Source organism: Streptomyces sp. A0592, from assembly GCF_004795115.1.
GTDB lineage: Bacteria > Actinomycetota > Actinomycetes > Streptomycetales > Streptomycetaceae > Streptomyces > Streptomyces erythrochromogenes.
The window spans coordinates 53,853-68,697 of record NZ_SSBM01000028.1 but is presented as its reverse complement, the minus strand read 5'-3'; the positions used below and the strand labels follow the sequence as shown (position 1 = coordinate 68,697).

Annotated in this window: 16 protein-coding genes; 6 read left to right on the top strand and 10 right to left on the bottom strand. The window is 72.4% G+C overall.

Annotated features, from left to right (window positions below; translation table 11 throughout):
• The first annotated feature begins 144 nt into the window (after window positions 1–144).
• A complete protein-coding gene (locus E6U81_RS29960; RefSeq protein WP_168714772.1) occupies window positions 145–345 on the top strand; it encodes a hypothetical protein in 201 nt (66 codons plus the stop codon).
• A gap of 13 nt (window positions 346–358) precedes the next feature.
• Here the strand turns inward: E6U81_RS29960 and E6U81_RS29955 are convergent, their stop codons facing one another.
• Together E6U81_RS29955 and E6U81_RS29950 are read right to left on the bottom strand one after the other, a co-directional pair.
• Complete coding sequence (locus tag E6U81_RS29955) at window positions 359–1,270, bottom strand: glutaminase (RefSeq protein ID WP_031152538.1); 912 nt, start codon at window positions 1,268–1,270, stop codon at window positions 359–361.
• Between the two features lie 38 nt (window positions 1,271–1,308).
• Window positions 1,309–2,001 (bottom strand): demethylmenaquinone methyltransferase, encoded by a 693-nt coding sequence (locus E6U81_RS29950; RefSeq protein ID WP_136233156.1) that lies wholly within the window; start codon window positions 1,999–2,001, stop codon window positions 1,309–1,311.
• A gap of 265 nt (window positions 2,002–2,266) precedes the next feature.
• Here E6U81_RS29950 and E6U81_RS29945 point away from each other — a divergent pair, with 265 nt between their 5' ends.
• Entirely contained in the window at window positions 2,267–3,172 is a 906-nt protein-coding gene (locus E6U81_RS29945; RefSeq protein ID WP_136233155.1) for a DUF3152 domain-containing protein, read from the top strand.
• A 53-nt stretch (window positions 3,173–3,225) separates the two neighbouring features.
• A complete protein-coding gene (locus E6U81_RS29940; RefSeq protein WP_136233154.1) occupies window positions 3,226–3,600 on the top strand; it encodes a helix-turn-helix transcriptional regulator in 375 nt (124 codons plus the stop codon).
• Here E6U81_RS29940 and E6U81_RS29935 read toward each other — a convergent pair.
• From E6U81_RS29935 to E6U81_RS29920, 4 genes are all read right to left on the bottom strand, one after another.
• On the bottom strand, window positions 3,566–4,210 hold the full coding sequence (locus tag E6U81_RS29935) for a hypothetical protein (RefSeq protein WP_136233153.1): 645 nt from the start codon (window positions 4,208–4,210) through the stop codon (window positions 3,566–3,568). The genes E6U81_RS29940 and E6U81_RS29935 overlap by 35 nt on opposite strands.
• Window positions 4,211–4,229: 19 nt before the next feature.
• A complete protein-coding gene (gene mqnC, locus E6U81_RS29930; protein ID WP_136233152.1) occupies window positions 4,230–5,429 on the bottom strand; it encodes a cyclic dehypoxanthinyl futalosine synthase in 1,200 nt (399 codons plus the stop codon).
• A 77-nt stretch (window positions 5,430–5,506) separates the two neighbouring features.
• The gene (locus tag E6U81_RS29925) at window positions 5,507–7,279 is read right to left on the bottom strand and encodes a serine/threonine-protein kinase (RefSeq protein ID WP_136233151.1); all 1,773 of its coding nucleotides are present in this window, start codon (window positions 7,277–7,279) and stop codon (window positions 5,507–5,509) included.
• A 206-nt stretch (window positions 7,280–7,485) separates the two neighbouring features.
• The gene (locus E6U81_RS29920) at window positions 7,486–8,349 is read right to left on the bottom strand and encodes a menaquinone biosynthesis protein (protein WP_136233150.1); all 864 of its coding nucleotides are present in this window, start codon (window positions 8,347–8,349) and stop codon (window positions 7,486–7,488) included.
• 237 nt (window positions 8,350–8,586) lie between these two features.
• Between E6U81_RS29920 and E6U81_RS29915 the strand changes: the two genes are divergently transcribed.
• Window positions 8,587–8,790, top strand: coding sequence for a cold-shock protein (locus E6U81_RS29915; protein WP_030012116.1), 204 nt, complete (start codon window positions 8,587–8,589; stop codon window positions 8,788–8,790).
• 213 nt (window positions 8,791–9,003) lie between these two features.
• Here the strand turns inward: E6U81_RS29915 and E6U81_RS40095 are convergent, their stop codons facing one another.
• A complete protein-coding gene (locus E6U81_RS40095) occupies window positions 9,004–10,659 on the bottom strand; it encodes a lytic transglycosylase domain-containing protein (protein WP_240804093.1) in 1,656 nt (551 codons plus the stop codon).
• A gap of 439 nt (window positions 10,660–11,098) precedes the next feature.
• Here E6U81_RS40095 and E6U81_RS29905 point away from each other — a divergent pair, with 439 nt between their 5' ends.
• Complete coding sequence (locus tag E6U81_RS29905) at window positions 11,099–11,701, top strand: dihydrofolate reductase family protein (protein WP_136233149.1); 603 nt, start codon at window positions 11,099–11,101, stop codon at window positions 11,699–11,701.
• A gap of 37 nt (window positions 11,702–11,738) precedes the next feature.
• Here the strand turns inward: E6U81_RS29905 and E6U81_RS29900 are convergent, their stop codons facing one another.
• A complete protein-coding gene (locus E6U81_RS29900) occupies window positions 11,739–12,137 on the bottom strand; it encodes a hypothetical protein (RefSeq protein WP_136233148.1) in 399 nt (132 codons plus the stop codon).
• 101 nt (window positions 12,138–12,238) lie between these two features.
• Window positions 12,239–12,787 carry a hypothetical protein gene (locus E6U81_RS29895; RefSeq protein WP_136233147.1) on the bottom strand — a complete coding sequence of 183 codons (549 nt, stop codon included), beginning with the start codon at window positions 12,785–12,787 and terminating at the stop codon, window positions 12,239–12,241.
• A gap of 275 nt (window positions 12,788–13,062) precedes the next feature.
• Between E6U81_RS29895 and E6U81_RS29890 the strand changes: the two genes are divergently transcribed.
• Window positions 13,063–13,260: a hypothetical protein gene (locus tag E6U81_RS29890; RefSeq protein ID WP_136233146.1), complete on the top strand. Its 198-nt coding sequence runs from the start codon at window positions 13,063–13,065 to the stop codon at window positions 13,258–13,260.
• A gap of 64 nt (window positions 13,261–13,324) precedes the next feature.
• Here E6U81_RS29890 and E6U81_RS29885 read toward each other — a convergent pair whose 3' ends face one another.
• Entirely contained in the window at window positions 13,325–14,692 is a 1,368-nt protein-coding gene (locus E6U81_RS29885) for an MFS transporter (protein ID WP_206310047.1), read from the bottom strand.
• Window positions 14,693–14,845 lie beyond the last annotated feature (153 nt).

Sequence of the window (14,845 nt, the reverse complement as noted above, 5' to 3'; positions counted from 1 at the left end):
CGGAGGGCAACGATCCGTGTCCTCCGGCTCCCTCGTCCGTCCCTCCACCACCGTCACCCGGGTCTCCTCGGTGCTGACGGTGTGGTGGGCGACGTCCCCGCTCGCGCTCGTCGCCGCCGACCGCGTCCCGTATTCGCCGCCACGGTGCTGGCGTGGTTGGCCCTCACGGGCGTGCTCGTCGCTCCCGTCGCCGGGCTGGTACTGGCGTACGCGGGAGGACATCCCCGAGTACGCCGGCGCTTCGCCGTCATGAGCGCCGTGTCCCTCGCCGTGTGCTTCCTCGTCTACGTCTTCTGGCAGTTCGCCATGGAGTGCGCCCCCGGCGACCCCTCCTGCTCCCCGTAGCGCCCGGAAGGCGTCAGAAGACGGACAGGCCCGTCAGGGTCGTGAAGCGGTCCAGCGCGGCGACGCCCGCGACCGAGTTGCCCCGGGCGTCCAGCCCCGGGCTCCACACGGCGAGGGTGCACTGCCCCGGGACGACGGCGACGATCCCGCCGCCCACGCCGCTCTTGCCCGGCAGCCCGACGCGGTAGGCGAACTCGCCCGCCGCGTCGTACGTCCCGCAGGTCATCATCACCGCGTTGACCTGCTTGGCCTCGCTGCGCGTCAGCAGCCGCGAGCCGTCCGCGCGCAGCCCGTGCCGGGCCAGGAACCGGCCGGCGCGGGCCAGGTCCGCGCAGGTCATCTCGATGGAGCACTGCCAGAAGTAGTGCTCCAGCAGAGCGGGGACCGGGTTGTCGATGTTCCCGTACGAGGCCATGAAGTGGGCGAGGGCCGCGTTGCGGTCCCCGTGCCCCTGCTCGGAGGCGGCGACCTCGGCGTCGAAGCCTATGTCCGGGTTCTGGCTCTCCTGCCGCAGGAACTCCAGCACCTCGCTGCTCGCGTCGCCCGTCAGCGTCTGGAGCCGGTCGGTGACCACCAGGGCGCCCGCGTTGATGAACGGATTGCGCGGAATGCCGTTCTCGTACTCCAGCTGCACGAGCGAGTTGAACGGATTGCCCGAGGGCTCCCGACCGACCCGCTCCCACAGGCTGTCGCCGCCCTCGGCCAGGGCCAGGGCCAGCGCGAAGACCTTGGTGATCGACTGGGCGGAGAAGGGCACCTGCCAGTCCCCCACCCCGAAGACGTTTCCGTCGAGATCGGCGACGGCCATCCCGAACTGCCGCGGGTCCACCGCGGCGAGCGCCGGGATGTACTCGGCGGGCGTGCCGCTGCCCAGCAGCGGGGCGACGTCGGCGGCGATCCGCTCCAGCAGGGGCTTGTAGTCCAGGGGCCCGGCGTCGGGCGGCAGGGCGTCGGGCACGGCGGTCAGGCCTTGGTGCCTCTGTGCAGCGCGACGATGCCGCCGCTGAGGTTGCGCCAGGCGACCTTGGACCAGCCGGCCTTCTGCAGCAGGCCGGCCAGCGCCGGCTGGTCGGGCCATTCGCGGATGGACTCGGCGAGGTACACGTACGCGTCGGGGTTGGACGACATCGCGCGGGCGACGGGCGGCAGCGCACGCATCAGGTACTCGGTGTAGACCGTCCGGAACGGCGCCCAGGTCGGCTGCGAGAACTCGCAGATCACGACCTGCCCGCCGGGCTTGGTCACCCGGAACAGCTCGCGCAGCGCCGCGTCGGTGTCCTGGACGTTGCGCAGGCCGAAGGAGATCGTGACGGTGTCGAAGACGTCGTCCTTGAACGGCAGCTTCGTCGCATCGCCGGCGGTCAGCGGAAGCCAGGAGTTCCGCTTCTTGCCCTCCATGAGCATGCCCAGGGAGAAGTCGCACGGGACGACGTACGCGCCGGTCGCCGCGAAGGGCAGCGAGGAGGTCGCGGTACCGGCGGCCAGGTCCAGGACCTTCTGCCCGGGGCGCGCGTCGACCGCCTTGGCGACCTCCTTGCGCCACACCCGGTCCTGGCCGAGGGAGAGGACGTCGTTGGTCAGGTCGTAGTTCGCCGCGACCCTGTCGAACATGGAGGCGACTTCGTGCGGCTGCTTGTCCAGGGAGGCCCTTGTCACTGGCGTTCGCCCCTCGTGTTGCGATGCGGATCGGCGGGTACGGCCCCATCCTCTCAGGCCGCGCGGGCCCGGACGGCGCGGGCTCCGCCGTACCGCGCCGTGGCGGTGCCGTACCCGACCGTAGAACTGTTCCGAAGGACAGTTACGCTGCTACGCCGCATACGCGTTGACTGCCAGGGTGCGGCCCGGTGAGGGTCACCCACCGGATCAGAACCACAACCGTGGGCGGGTCCGGCAGTGGCCGCCGCGAACAGGAAGCTTCACGATGCCGCCAGGCCATTCCACCGGTCGTTCCCGCCGTGACGGCCCGCGCGCCAGGCGCCGGGCCGAGCGGCGCAGGCGGCTGCGGCGCACGATCCTCCTCGGCTCGGCGGCGCTGGTCGCCGTATCGGCCACCGCCTACGCGCTGCTGCCCGAGGACGAGACCACCACGGCCGCCAAGGGCCGCACCGCGGCGCAGACCGACGCACCGGCCGGGGAAGGCACCGACGCCGCGGGGAACCCGCTCCCGCAGGGAGGCGCGAAGTCCCCCGAGGCCGCGCAGTCCCCCGCCGCCCCCGCACAGCAGCCCGCCTCCCCCTCGCCGTCCACCGGCACCCCCGCGACGCCCGGCAAGCCCGGCACCTTCACCGGGTCGGCCGCTGCCGGCAGCGCGCAGGGCAAGGGGACGACCCGGCGCTGGCGGCTGGAGGTCGAGGAGGGCAGCGGGATCGACCCGGAGGCCGCCGCCCGCTCCGTCGAGGCGATCCTCGGGGACCCGCGCGGCTGGACCAAGGACCCGCGCTACGGCTTCCAGCTCGTGGGAGCCGGCCAGCCGGTCGACTTCACCGTCAAGATCGCGACGCCCAAGACCACCGACCTCCTGTGCGACGTGGTCACCCCGGAGCTCATCGGCGAGACCAACTGCCGCGTGGGCAATGCCGTGGTGGTGAACCTCAAGCGCTGGAAGGAGGGTTCGCCCCAGTTCAGCGGCTCCGTGGAGGAGTACCGGGCACTGATCGTCAACCACGAGGTCGGGCACGCGATCGGCCGCGGCCACGAGGGCTGCCCGGGCCCCGGAAAGCCGGCCCCGGCGATGATGCAGCAGATCAAGGGGCTGGACGGATGCAAGTCCAATGCCTGGCCCTTCGACGCGAATGGAACCTACCTGTCCGGTCCATCCGTCCTCTAGGGAAAGGCCGGCCCCCGTAAGGGGCCGACCGGGGGGCATCGAGGAGTGGAACCGTGCGCGTCGTCAGCTTCAGCGTCCCTGCGTGGTTCCCCTCGTACGAGGAGCCGGACGGGACGTCGGCGCAGCACGAGGCGCAGCCCTGCGAAGCGCTGCTGACCGAGCAGGAGTCCGCGGTGTTCCTGTGCCTGGCCACCGGCGCGTCCAACCGGGAACTCGCCGAGGAACTCCAACTGTCCGTCAGCACGGTCAAGTTCCACGTCGTGAACATACGGGCCAAGCTCGGCGGGATCAGCCGCCTCCAGGCCTGCCTGCTCGCCGCCCTAGCCCGGGAGGGCGGCCGGCCCGCCGACTGCGGGCCCCTCGAAAGCGGGACCCTCGACATCGACGGTGGGCTCAGCGCCGCCGGTGGAGCAGCCGCCCCCCGATGACCGTGGCCACGCACGTGGTCGCACCCCGCGCCAGCAGCTCGGCCTCGTCCGCCACCGCGAAGACCGCGAAACGCGCCGCTGCACCCGGCTCCAGGACCCCGTGGAAGGCCTCCGCCGCCGACTCCCGACCCGCGAAGGGATCCAGGGCCGGCCGGCCCTCGCAGGGCGCAGGCGGCAGGATCGTCAGCCCCGAGCGGGACACCGCCGTACGCACCGCCGCGACCGTGAACCGGCCGCACACCGCCACCACCCCGCGGGCCAGCAGCCGCTGCGTGCCGCGCCGGGCGCTGTGGCCCCACCGCGACTCGGTCAGCTTCAGGGCGTCCAGCGCTTCCCCGCCGCTGATCGGGTCCGCGCCGAGCTCCGTGACCTCGTACGGGTCGTCCGGGTAGTACGTCCGCTCCAGCAGCTCGTCCGCCCCGCGCACCAGCAGCCCCGGGGTGAGCACCCCGGGCCAGCGGCGGACCCGGGCGTGCGAATGGGCCGAGCCGAGGTCCTCATACGTGCCCACGCGGGCGATCCGGTCCCCCTCGACGAGGACCGCACCGCCCGCCAGCGGCGCGGACCCCGGTCCGGTCACCAGGAGCTCGGCGGCGTGCAGCGTCAGCATCGTGATCGTGTCGGACGCGTCAGTTCGCGGAGATGAGCTTCAGCTCGGGGTGCGCGGTGCCGCCCTCGATCGCGATGGAGGAGATGTGCGAGACGACGCGGTCGTCGGCCGGGTCGTTCGCCGGGTCGTCGTGGACCAGGAGGTGCTCGTACGTCGTCGCGCGCTGCGCCGGAGTGCGGCCCGCCTTGCGGATCAGGTCGATGATCTCCTGGCGGTTGGAGCGGTGCTTGGCACCGGCCGAGGAGACGACGTTCTCCTCCAGCATGATCGAGCCGAGGTCGTCCGCGCCGTAGTGCAGCGAGAGCTGGCCCGCCTCCTTGCCGACGGTCAGCCAGGAGCCCTGGATGTGGGCGATGTTGTCGAGGAACAGGCGCGCGATCGCGATCATGCGCAGGTACTCGAAGATCGTCGCCTGGGTCCGGCCCTTGAGGTGGTTGTTCTCGGGCTGGTAGGTGTACGGGATGAAGGCGCGGAAGCCGCCCGTGCGGTCCTGCGTGTCACGGATCATCGCGATGTGCTCGATGCGCTCGGCGTTGGTCTCGCCGGTGCCCATCAGCATGGTGGAGGTGGACTCCACGCCCAGCTTGTGGGCGATCTCCATGATCTCCAGCCAGCGCTCGCCGGACTCCTTGAGCGGGGCGATCGCCTTGCGCGGCCTGGCCGGCAGCAGCTCGGCGCCGGCGCCCGCGAAGGAGTCGAGGCCGGCCGCGTGGATGCGCCGGATGGCCTCCTCCGCCGAGACCTTCGAGATGCGGGCCATGTGCTCGACCTCGGACGCGCCGAGGGAGTGGATGACCAGCTGCGGGAACGCCTGCTTAATGGCTGCAAAGTGGTGCTCGTAGTACTCGACGCCGTAGTCGGGGTGGTGCCCGCCCTGGAACATGATCTGCGTGCCGCCGAGCTCGACGGTCTCCGCGCAGCGGCGCAGGATGTCGTCGAGGTCGCGGGACCAGCCCTTCTTGGCGTCCTTGGGAGCCGCGTAGAAGGCGCAGAACTTGCACGCCGTGACGCACACGTTCGTGTAGTTGATGTTCCGCTCGATGATGTACGTCGCGATGTGCTCGGTGCCGGCGTAGCGGCGGCGGCGCACCGCGTCGGCCGCCTGCCCCAGCGCGTGCAGCGGCGCGTGGCGGTAGAGGTCGAGCGCCTCTTCCTTGGTGATCCGGCCCCCCGCTGCGGCGCGGTCGAGGACAGACTGGAGAACGGCCTGGTCGGTCACCGGGAGTCACCTTTCGGCGGTGTGTCTGTGTCAAGGTCCGGACCGAGCCAGCCTACGCCAGGGCCCGGCGGCGGATTTCAGGGGCTGCGCCTGAGATCTCCCTCGGGGTTTCCGGCCGGGGTGTCGCCCGACTTGTAGTGGAGCGTCCCGTCGGCGTTGAGGGTGAACCGCTCGTCGGCGGAGCCGTCGGAGCAGACCCCGGGGGCCGGGTTGGTTCCGCCCGCGGTGTCCAGGACCAGGGAGCGGTCGGTGGCCGAGGAGAGTTTCCAGTCGCCGCTGCAGTCGGTGCCGAGGACGGCCAGCACCGACTTGTCCCGGGCGACGACCTCGCCGACCTTGCCGCCCTTGATGGTGATCTCGAACTCCGACGACAGGCCGAGGCGGGCGGTGGTGACCGTCCCCTTCCACGTCCCGATGAGCTCCTTGGGGACGTCGGTACGGGTCCCGGGTGCGGGGGACGCGGAGCTCGCGCCCGGGGACGGGGCCGAGGCGCCCGGGGCGGGCGAGGAGGCCGTGGGCCGCGCGCCGGCGTCGGCCAGGTCCCGCTGCCCGTCGCCGCCCTGCCCGGGCAGCAGATCCATCCAGAACAGTCCGCCGGACAGCAGGGCCAGCGCGGCCGCCGCGGCCAGTACGAGGGTGCAGCTGAACCGGCGCCCCGCGGCGCTGACGGTGACCTGCCGCCCGCCGGTCTCCGTACGCGGATGCGGCAGAGCCGCTCCCGCCGGGCTCCCGCCGGGGGTCCCGGTGGGGCTGCCGTACGGGCCCGCGGCCGGCGCGGCGTACGGGGAGCCCGCGCCCTGGCTCCCGTACGAGGGGTCCGGCGCTCCGAAACCGCCGCCGGCGGGGGCGTACGAACCGGCGGTGAAGGGGACGGGGCCCGACGCGGCCTCCGGTGCGGCCGCGGCCGCAGCGGCTCCGGCCCCGGCCGGAGCCGGTCCGCCTGCCGCAGCGCCCGCGGGGGAATCGGCGTCGAGGTCGAGGAGGGCCACCGCGGCCCGGCTGGCCTCCTCGACCAGGGGTGCGGGGAGCCAGCCGGGGGCGCCGAGCGCCCCGGCCAGGGCGGCGGCGACGGCCTCGGGGGCGGGCCGGGCGGCGGCCGTCTTGGCCAGGCAGGCCTCGATCAGGTCGCGCAGGTCCCCGGCCGGGAGCTCGCCGAGCTCGGGCGGTTCGTGCACCACCTTGTAGAGGAGGGTGGCGGAGTTGTCCCCGCTGAAGGGGGGCCGGCCGGTCGCCGCGAAGGCCAGCACCGCGCCGAGCGAGAACACGTCGGCCGCCCCGGTGATCCCCTTGCCGAGGATCTGCTCGGGCGACATGTAGCCGGGCGAGCCGACGGAGACGCCGGTGGAGGTGAGCGAGGCGGTCCCGTCCGAGGCCCGCGCGATGCCGAAGTCGATGAGCCGCGGCCCGTCGAGAGTGAGCATCACGTTCGACGGCTTCACGTCCCGGTGGACGAGCCCGAGGCCGTGCACGGCCACGAGGGCGCGTGCCAGCCCCGCGCCGACGGCCCGTACCGCGAGCTCGGGGAGCGGCCCGTGCGAGGCGAGCGCGCGGTCCAGGGAGGGCCCCGCCACGTACCCGGTGGCCACCCAGGGGACCGGGGCCTCCGGGTCCGCGTCCAGCACCGGTGCGGTCCACTCGCCGCCGACCCGCCGGGCCGCCTCCACCTCGCGGCGGAACCGGGCCCGGAACTCCTCGTCGGAGGCGAAGTGCGGGTGCACGATCTTGACGGCGACGGTCCGTCCGCCGGCGCTGCGGCCCAGGTAGACGCGGCCCATGCCACCTGCGCCGAGCCGGCCGAGCAACCGGTACGCGCCGATGGTCCGCGGCTCACCGGCTTCCAGCGGATGCATCGCGTCCCCCCAATTCCCCGTGATCCCGGGCGTCTTGTGGCGCCCGGCCGAGCAGCAGCCTAGGGGGTGCGGGGTGGGGGGAGGGTGCGGCCGTCACCCTTTTGCATTTCCCCCTGCCCGCGGAGAAATGCGGAAAGGGCGGGAATTCCCGGGAAACCGGGCATTCACCTGACGGGCGCTTTGGATCTACCCGGCGGTAAACCCGGTCAGCACTCCTGGACCATCGCGCTCAGCAGCTCCACGGACACGTCCGCGGGATACCCCGTGGTGGGTCCGGTTCGGCGGGCGAATTCCCGTACGCCGGCCAGCTGGTCGGGTCCGAAGCGGAAGTCGAGCGTCGTGAAGTACCGCTCCAGCAGCTCCGCGTCGAAGGCCTCCCAGCGCGCCGCCTGCTCGGCGACCTTGGTGACCTCTTCGAGGGAGAGGTCGCGGGAGGCGAGGAAGGCCTCGTGGACCTTCTGCACGACGGCGGGCTCGCGCGCGAGGTAGTCCTTCCGGGCGGCCCAGACGGCGAAGACGAACGGCAGTCCGGTCCATTCCTTCCACATGTGCCCGAGGTCGTGGACGGTCAGTCCGAGCCGGGGCGCGTCGTGGAGCGAGGCCCGCAGGGCGGCGTCGCCGATCAGTACGGCGGCGTCCGCCTCCTGCATCATCACGCCCAGGTCGGGCGGGCAGGTGTAGTAGTCGGGCCGTACGCCGTACTGCTCGGAGAGCAGTAGCTGGGCCAGGCGTACGGACGTACGGGAGGTCGAGCCGAGGGCGACGCGGGCTCCGTCGAGCCGGTCCAGCGGGACCTGCGAGACGATCACGCAGGACATCACGGGGCCGTCGCAGCCGACCGCGAGGTCGGGGAAGGCGACGAGCCGGTCGGCGTTGCGGAGGAATTCCACGAGGGTGATCGGGGCGATGTCCAGCTCCCCGTCGACGAGCCGCTGGCTGAGCTTCTCGGGGGTGTCCTTGGTCAGCTCCAGGTCCAGCAGCGTGCCGGTTCTGGCGAGCCCCCAGTAGAGGGGCAGGCAGTTCAGGAACTGAATGTGGCCGACGCGGGGCCGGCTGCGGTAGACGTCCACATCGCGAGACTAGTCCCCCGGTCTGCGTCAGCCTTGAGGCGGGTCTCAAACGTCCGGGTGACGTGATCTTTCCCTCTGGTCTCGGCCGCATGGTGCGTGCTAGGCTCGACGCAAGTTGCAGTTTGGTTTCCCTTGCAGTACGAGGCCTGCGGAGAATGTGACCCGCAGGCTTTTGTAGTTTTCAGACTTCTTAGCAGGTTCTGGAGCAGGGCGACCCTTTGGCCCATAGGAGGGCTCATGGCTACCGGAACCGTGAAGTGGTTCAACGCTGAAAAGGGCTTCGGCTTCATCGCCCAGGACGGCGGCGGCCCGGATGTCTTCGTCCACTACTCCGCGATCAACGCCTCTGGCTTCCGCTCCCTCGAGGAGAACCAGACGGTGAACTTCGACGTCACGCAGGGTCCGAAGGGCCCGCAGGCGGAGAACGTCACCCCGGCCTAGTCGCCTGGGCCAACCTCAATCGCGGGTTGGAAAAGCAGTACCCAAGGAGCCCTGTCACCTCTGCGCGAGCAGAGCGGCAGGGCTCCTGCCTTTCCCCTCCCGGGTAAGGGGGCGGATACGCCCTGGGGCCCGCACCGTGTGCACGGTGCGGGGCCCCAGGGCGCATGTACGGCCGGGCCGGCCGGTCCCGGGCCTTGTGGGCCCGGGCCGGGGTCACTTCGCGGCGGCCGCGGGCGGCGCGGTGATCTCGATGTCGAGGATCAGGGTCACGTCCTCCGGGGTCACCAGACGGAGCTGGTAGGTGCCCGGAGCGAGGTCCGCGTCCGTGAAGAGCTCCGGCAGGACGATCCGGCCGTCGGCCCCGGTCGCCGCCAGGGCGAGGCTGAAGACCTTCTTGCCGGTCTCGTCCTTGAAGTACGGGCCCTTCGCGGTCGCCGGGTCGGCCGGCACCCACTTCCCGTCCTTCTCCTGGCCCAGTCCGGCGAGGACACCGGACACGGCGACCGCCTTGCCCTTGGCCGTGGCCCGGACCTCGACGCCCTTGATGCTCGTACCGGCGACCGCCGCGATCGGCTTCGAGCCGTCCGGGCGGGCGAGCAGGTCGGCGGCGGGCGCCGTGACCTTGCCCGCGAAGTTCACGGTGAGCCTGCTCGTGGTGTCGTAGGCCGAGGCGCGCAGGGTGAAGGTGCCCGCCGTGGCGCCGGCCTTCAGGCCGGGCGCGGCGGCGATGCCGTCGGCGCCCGTCTTGACCACCAGGGACTTCGCCGTCCCGAAGAGGGTGCCCGGGGTACCGGTGGCATCCTCCTCGACCGCGAAGATCACTTCCTTGTTCGCGGCGGGCTTGCCGTCGCTGAGGAGCAGCTTGACCCGCGGAACCACGGTGAAGGCCGCGCCCGCCTCGGCGGTGAGGCCCGGACCGTCGAGCACCGTCAGCTCGGCCAGGTGCGGGGCCGGCTTCTCCGGGGTCGGAGTCGGCGTCGGGGTGGGGGTCGGCTTGGGGGTGGGCGTCGGCGTCGGCTTGGGGGCCGGCGTCGGCGTGACCGGATTCTGCGGGCTGGGCGTGGGCAGGGTGCCCGGCTGCGCCGGCGGGTAGTTCCCGACGGGCGGGTTGGCCACCTCGGTCGCGCCCTGCTGGTACTGCTTCATGTAGCCGAGCACGGTGTTCACGTACTCGCGGGAGTTGTTGTAGCTGAGGATGGCCTTGTCGAGCTCGGCGGCCACGGACAGGTTCCGGTCGCCCGCGCACAGGTAGAGGCCGGCGCCCAGAGCGGCGTCGTAGATGTTGTTCGGGTCCCGCTTGGCGTCGCCGTTGCCGTCGGCGCCCCAGGTGGCCCAGGTCGAGGGGATGAACTGCATCGGGCCGACGGCGCGGTCGTAGACCACGTCCGCGTCGAACTCGCCCCGGTCGGTGTCGCGGATCTCGGCGAAGCCGTTGCCGTCGAGGCGCGGGCCGCGGATCGGCTTCTCGGTGTAGCCGTCCGCCTTGAGGCCGTAGCCGGAGGCGTGGACGGATTCGACCCGGCCGATGCCCGCGAGCAGCTGCCAGGGCAGCTTGCAGTTGGGGAGTGCAGCCGCGACGGCGACCTCGGCGCGGTGGTAGGCGTCGAGGGCGGTCGCGGGTATGCCGCTGGTGCCCTCCTGCGCGCCCGTCCCCGCGGCGGGCGGCGGGTCGGCGACGATGTCCGGCAGGTCCAGCCGGGCGTCACCGCGGTCGGTGGCCTGCGGGCTGTCCGGGGTCGGTTCGGATTCTCCCGCGTCCGCGGTCGACGGAGTGGACACGACCGCGGCAGTGGTCAGGCTGGCCGCGAGCGCGGCCGTGCACAGGACCTTGCGCGAGGTGTTGACGATGTGGCGGTGAAGCGGCTTCACAGTGCGGCAATCCCCCCAAGGAGCCGTTCAAGGGTATGCGGCCGGTCTGGCCGTGAATATCCACTGTCTATCAGGTATTCCGACCCGACTCGCCGTCCGACCGGCAGATGTGACGCACCATTCGTCTCGCCTTCACCGGGTTCTGGCGACAGAACGGACAACGATCTCGACTCTCCGCCCGAATTGGCCCGATGACAACCTGTTTCCAGCCGGATCCCGTCCGTTCGAAGCCACAGAACAAGCCAACGCCCGCGCACCGGCGCCCCGTCCGGCCGCCAACGCCCGCCGGTCCCCGCTTGCTTCACGAACCCGGCACACCGCGCACACGAGCGTGTGACCCGGATCACTCAAGAGGAATGCCGGAGACCGATACATTTCGCGGCGCCCGCCGGTCCTCACTTCCGTACACACCGACCCGGACGGAAGAGGAACGATCCCCATGCGCATCGTCATCACGGAATTCATCAGCCTCGACGGCGTCGTGCAGGCCCCGGGTGGCCAGGGCGAGGACAACGACGGCGGCTTCGCCCACGGTGGCTGGACCCAGCCCTTCTTCGACCCGGAGGTCGTCGGCGGCTCCTTCACCGAGGCCCTGGAGAAGGCAGACGCGCTGCTGTACGGGCGCCGCACCTGGCAGAACATGGCCGCGGCATGGCCCGAGCGGGCCGGCGACCCGTTCGCCGACCGGATGAACGCCCTCCCGAAGTACGTCGTGTCCGACACCCTCGGCGACGACGAGCTGACCTGGAACAACACCACGCGCATCGACGGCGGCAAGGCCGTCGCCCGCATCCGCGAGCTGCGCGACGGCGACGGCGACGGCGGCGACCTGGTCGTGATGGGCAGCCCCACCCTCGCGCGCACCCTGCTGAGCGAGGGCCTCGTCGACGAACTCCGGCTCATGATCATGCCGGTGCTGCTGGGGGGCGGAAAGTCGATCTTCCCGCAGGACGGCGGCCTGCACACCCTCGAACTGGTCTCCACGGCCATCAGCCCCGCGGGCGTGCACGTGTGCACCTACCGCCCGACCGCCAAGGCCTGACCGGAGCTCCCCCGGGGGCCGGCCCCCGGGGGAGCGTTCACACCACCGGAGGGGGCACGTCGACGGGGTCGGAGACCATCCGCACCTTGTACGTCAACTCGTACTGGGCCCCCGCCTCGTCGAAGCGGGCGACGTGGAAGTCCGTCGCGGGGATACCCGTGCCCACGAGGGACTCGCTCAGCACCACCGTGCCGATGACGTCCTCCACACTGCCGTCCACATTGGGCCTGACCACCACCTCCACCGTCGCGGGACCCGGCAGCGGCCGGGTCACGTCCAGGGTCCAGCTCTCGCCCGTCCCCATGTCCCGCCGCGCGACCTGCTCGCCGTCCCACCGGAGGGTGACCACGTCCAGCTCCGGCCTCGTGGGGTCGTTGTGGTTCGAGCGCGGTGACTGGCAATGGATCCAGTTGAGGATCCCCTCGTAGGACGCCATCGGCGCGTACCTCCGTGATGCGGTGCTGTCGGGTCGCTCCCACCGTTCCCCGCGGGCCTGCCGCTCACCACAAGGCGGACGGCCATCCGGCGGGGCCGCCGTCAGAACACGGCGGTGCCGATCCCGACCAGGATCCCGGCCACCGCCGCCAGTACGACGGCGGCGAACAGCCCGACCAGGGACACGAGGAAATAGCCGTCGCCGCTCTCCACCGTGCCGCTGCGCGCGCAGGCGAACAGCCAGGCCGCGAGCGCCAGGAACGGCACGAGCAGCAGGCCGGCCGCCGTGCCGAAGTTGAACACGGCCGTCCCCGACAGCTCATAGGCCCGGCCCCTCGCCGTCCGCACCTCCACCTCGGTGCCCCGCCGGTACTCGTCGGCGGCCGTGTCCAGCACGATCTCGCGCGCCGCCTCTCCCGGCCGCCGGGGGGTGTACCAGCCCGTGCAGTCGGTACCGGTCGTGTAGCCCTCGGCGTCGGCGGCCTCGTAGCAGCGGTGGACCGAGACGACCCCGTCGACGGGCCCGAAGCCGAGCACCGCCCCCATCTGCGGCCCGGGCAGCACCCACATCAACCACCCGGCCACCCCGAGCGCCACGACCACCCCGACCCCGGCCAGCCCCCGCCCCAACCCCCGCACAGCAGCACGCACGACGCCCCCTCTCCCGTGCAGGCCGATACCCACGAGGAGCGGGGCATAACGCGAGGGGGCGGGGCGGCGGCTCGGGGGCTTCGCGCGAGGCGGGCTTCGGCGGGGCGGGCTTCGGCGGGGTCCGGCCCGCCGTCGTGAGGGGCGCGGTGGCTGCGGTGTCAAGCCCCGAGATGCAGTGGCGTGACCGGGCGGGGGCGGCGGGGCGCAATGGTCGTACGAGGTTCGGCTCCGCAGGCCGGCCGCCACCGCTCCCCCGCAGCGCCAAGGAGTACGTCATGACCAGCATTCACCGTCTCGCCCTGCTCAAGGCCGCCATCGCCGTGGGAGCCCTGCGTGTGGCGCCCGGCGCGATCGGAGACTCCATGGAGCGCGCCGCCACCGGCACGCTCATCCCCATGCGACCCGATTCCCGCGGCGGGCCCAGGCGCTCGCAGCCGGCGTCGCTGCGCAGCCGCTGGTCCGACGCCGCCTGACAGGCCGGCGTGGCCGCCCCGGGAGCACCGACGTCGGTGCTCCCGGGGCGGCCACGCCGGCGCGTCAGGGCGCGGGGGTCCGGGGCGGGCGGCGCAGGACGGTGGCTGCGACGGCCAGGGCGGTGACGAGGAGGGCCGCACCGACCGCGAAGGCCAGGTGGTAGCCGCCGGTCAGGGCCTCGGAGGCGGGGCGGCCGGCCGTGGTGAGGGACTCGGCGCGGGAGGCGGCGAGGGTGGAGAGGGCCGCGATACCGAGGGCCATGCCGATCTGCTGGGTGGTGTTGAAGAGCCCGGAGGCCAGGCCCGCGTCCTCCGCCTTCGCGCCGGACATGCCCAGGGAGGTCAGGGCCGGCAGGGCGAGGCCGAAGCCGGCGGCGAGGAGCATCACGGGGAGCAGGTCGGTGGCGTAGTGGGACTGCTCGGCGTCGGCGGGGACCCGGGTGAGCAGGCCGAGTACGCCGATCAGGAGGACCAGTCCGGTCAGGAGGACCCTGCGTTCGCCGAAGCGGGCATTGAGGCGCGCCGAGACGGTCAGGGAGACCACGCCGATGACGGCGGCGGCCGGGAGCATCGCGAGACCGGTCCGGGCGGCTCCGTATCCGAGCACGTTCTGCATGTAGAGCGCGACGAGGACCTGGAAGGAGAAGAGGGCGGCGACCATCAGCATCTGGACCAGGTTGGCGCCGGTGACGCTGCGCGAGCGGAAGATCCGCAGGGGCATGAGCGGGGTGCGTGCGGTGGCCTGGCGGACGAGGAATCCGGCGAGCAGGGCGAGGGAGAGGCCGCCGAGGCCGAGCGTGCGGGCCGAGGCCGGTCCGTACTGGTCGATCTTGACGACGGTGTAGATCCCGAGCATCAGTCCGGAGGTGACGAGCAGCGCGCCGAGGGCGTCGGCGCCGGCCCTCAGGCCCAGGCCGCGGTCGGCGGGGAGGGCGGGGAGCGCGACGAGGAGTGCCGCGATGCCGATGGGCAGGTTGATGAGGAAGATCCAGTTCCAGGCGAGTGCGTCGGTGAGGACGCCGCCGAGGACCTGGCCGATCGAGGCGCCGGCCGCGCCGGTGAAGCTGAACACCGCGATGGCCCTGGCCCGTTCGCGGGGCCCGGTGAAGAGCGTGACGAGGATGCCGAGGCTGACGGCGGAGGCCATCGCGCTGCCGATGCCCTGGAGGAAGCGGGCGGCGATCAGGACCCCGGGGGAGGCGGCGGCGCCGGCCAGGAGGGACGCGGCGGTGAAGAGTGCGGTGCCCGCGAGGAACATCCGCTTGCGGCCGATCAGGTCGCCGAGCCGGCCGGCGAGCAGGAGCAGTGAGCCGAAGGCGATGAGGTAGGCGTTGACGACCCAGCTGAGCCCGGCCGGGGTGAAGCCGAGGTCGCTCTGGATGGCCGGCATGGCGACGGTGACGATGCTGCCGTCGAGGACGGTCATGAGCATTCCGGTCGCCAGGACGCCGAGCGCGAGCCGGAGCCGACGGGAGCTGTGCGCGGTCGGTGCGATCGCGTTCGGTGCGCCGGCGTTCGGTGCGTCGGCGGTCGGTGCGTCGGCGGTCGGCGCTGCTGCCGGTGCGGAGGTGGCGGACACGTGGTC

Coding starts and splice junctions, on each gene's coding strand:
- E6U81_RS29945 (WP_136233155.1), top strand. CDS start 2,267: ATGCCGCCAGGCCATTCCACCGGTCGTTCCCGCCGTGACGGCCCGCGC.
- E6U81_RS29935 (WP_136233153.1), bottom strand. CDS start 4,210: ATGCTGACGCTGCACGCCGCCGAGCTCCTGGTGACCGGACCGGGGTCC.
- E6U81_RS29925 (WP_136233151.1), bottom strand. CDS start 7,279: ATGCATCCGCTGGAAGCCGGTGAGCCGCGGACCATCGGCGCGTACCGG.
- E6U81_RS29915 (WP_030012116.1), top strand. CDS start 8,587: ATGGCTACCGGAACCGTGAAGTGGTTCAACGCTGAAAAGGGCTTCGGC.
- E6U81_RS29905 (WP_136233149.1), top strand. CDS start 11,099: ATGCGCATCGTCATCACGGAATTCATCAGCCTCGACGGCGTCGTGCAG.
- E6U81_RS29900 (WP_136233148.1), bottom strand. CDS start 12,137: ATGGCGTCCTACGAGGGGATCCTCAACTGGATCCATTGCCAGTCACCG.
- E6U81_RS29890 (WP_136233146.1), top strand. CDS start 13,063: ATGACCAGCATTCACCGTCTCGCCCTGCTCAAGGCCGCCATCGCCGTG.
- E6U81_RS29885 (WP_206310047.1), bottom strand. CDS start 14,692: ATGCTCATGACCGTCCTCGACGGCAGCATCGTCACCGTCGCCATGCCG.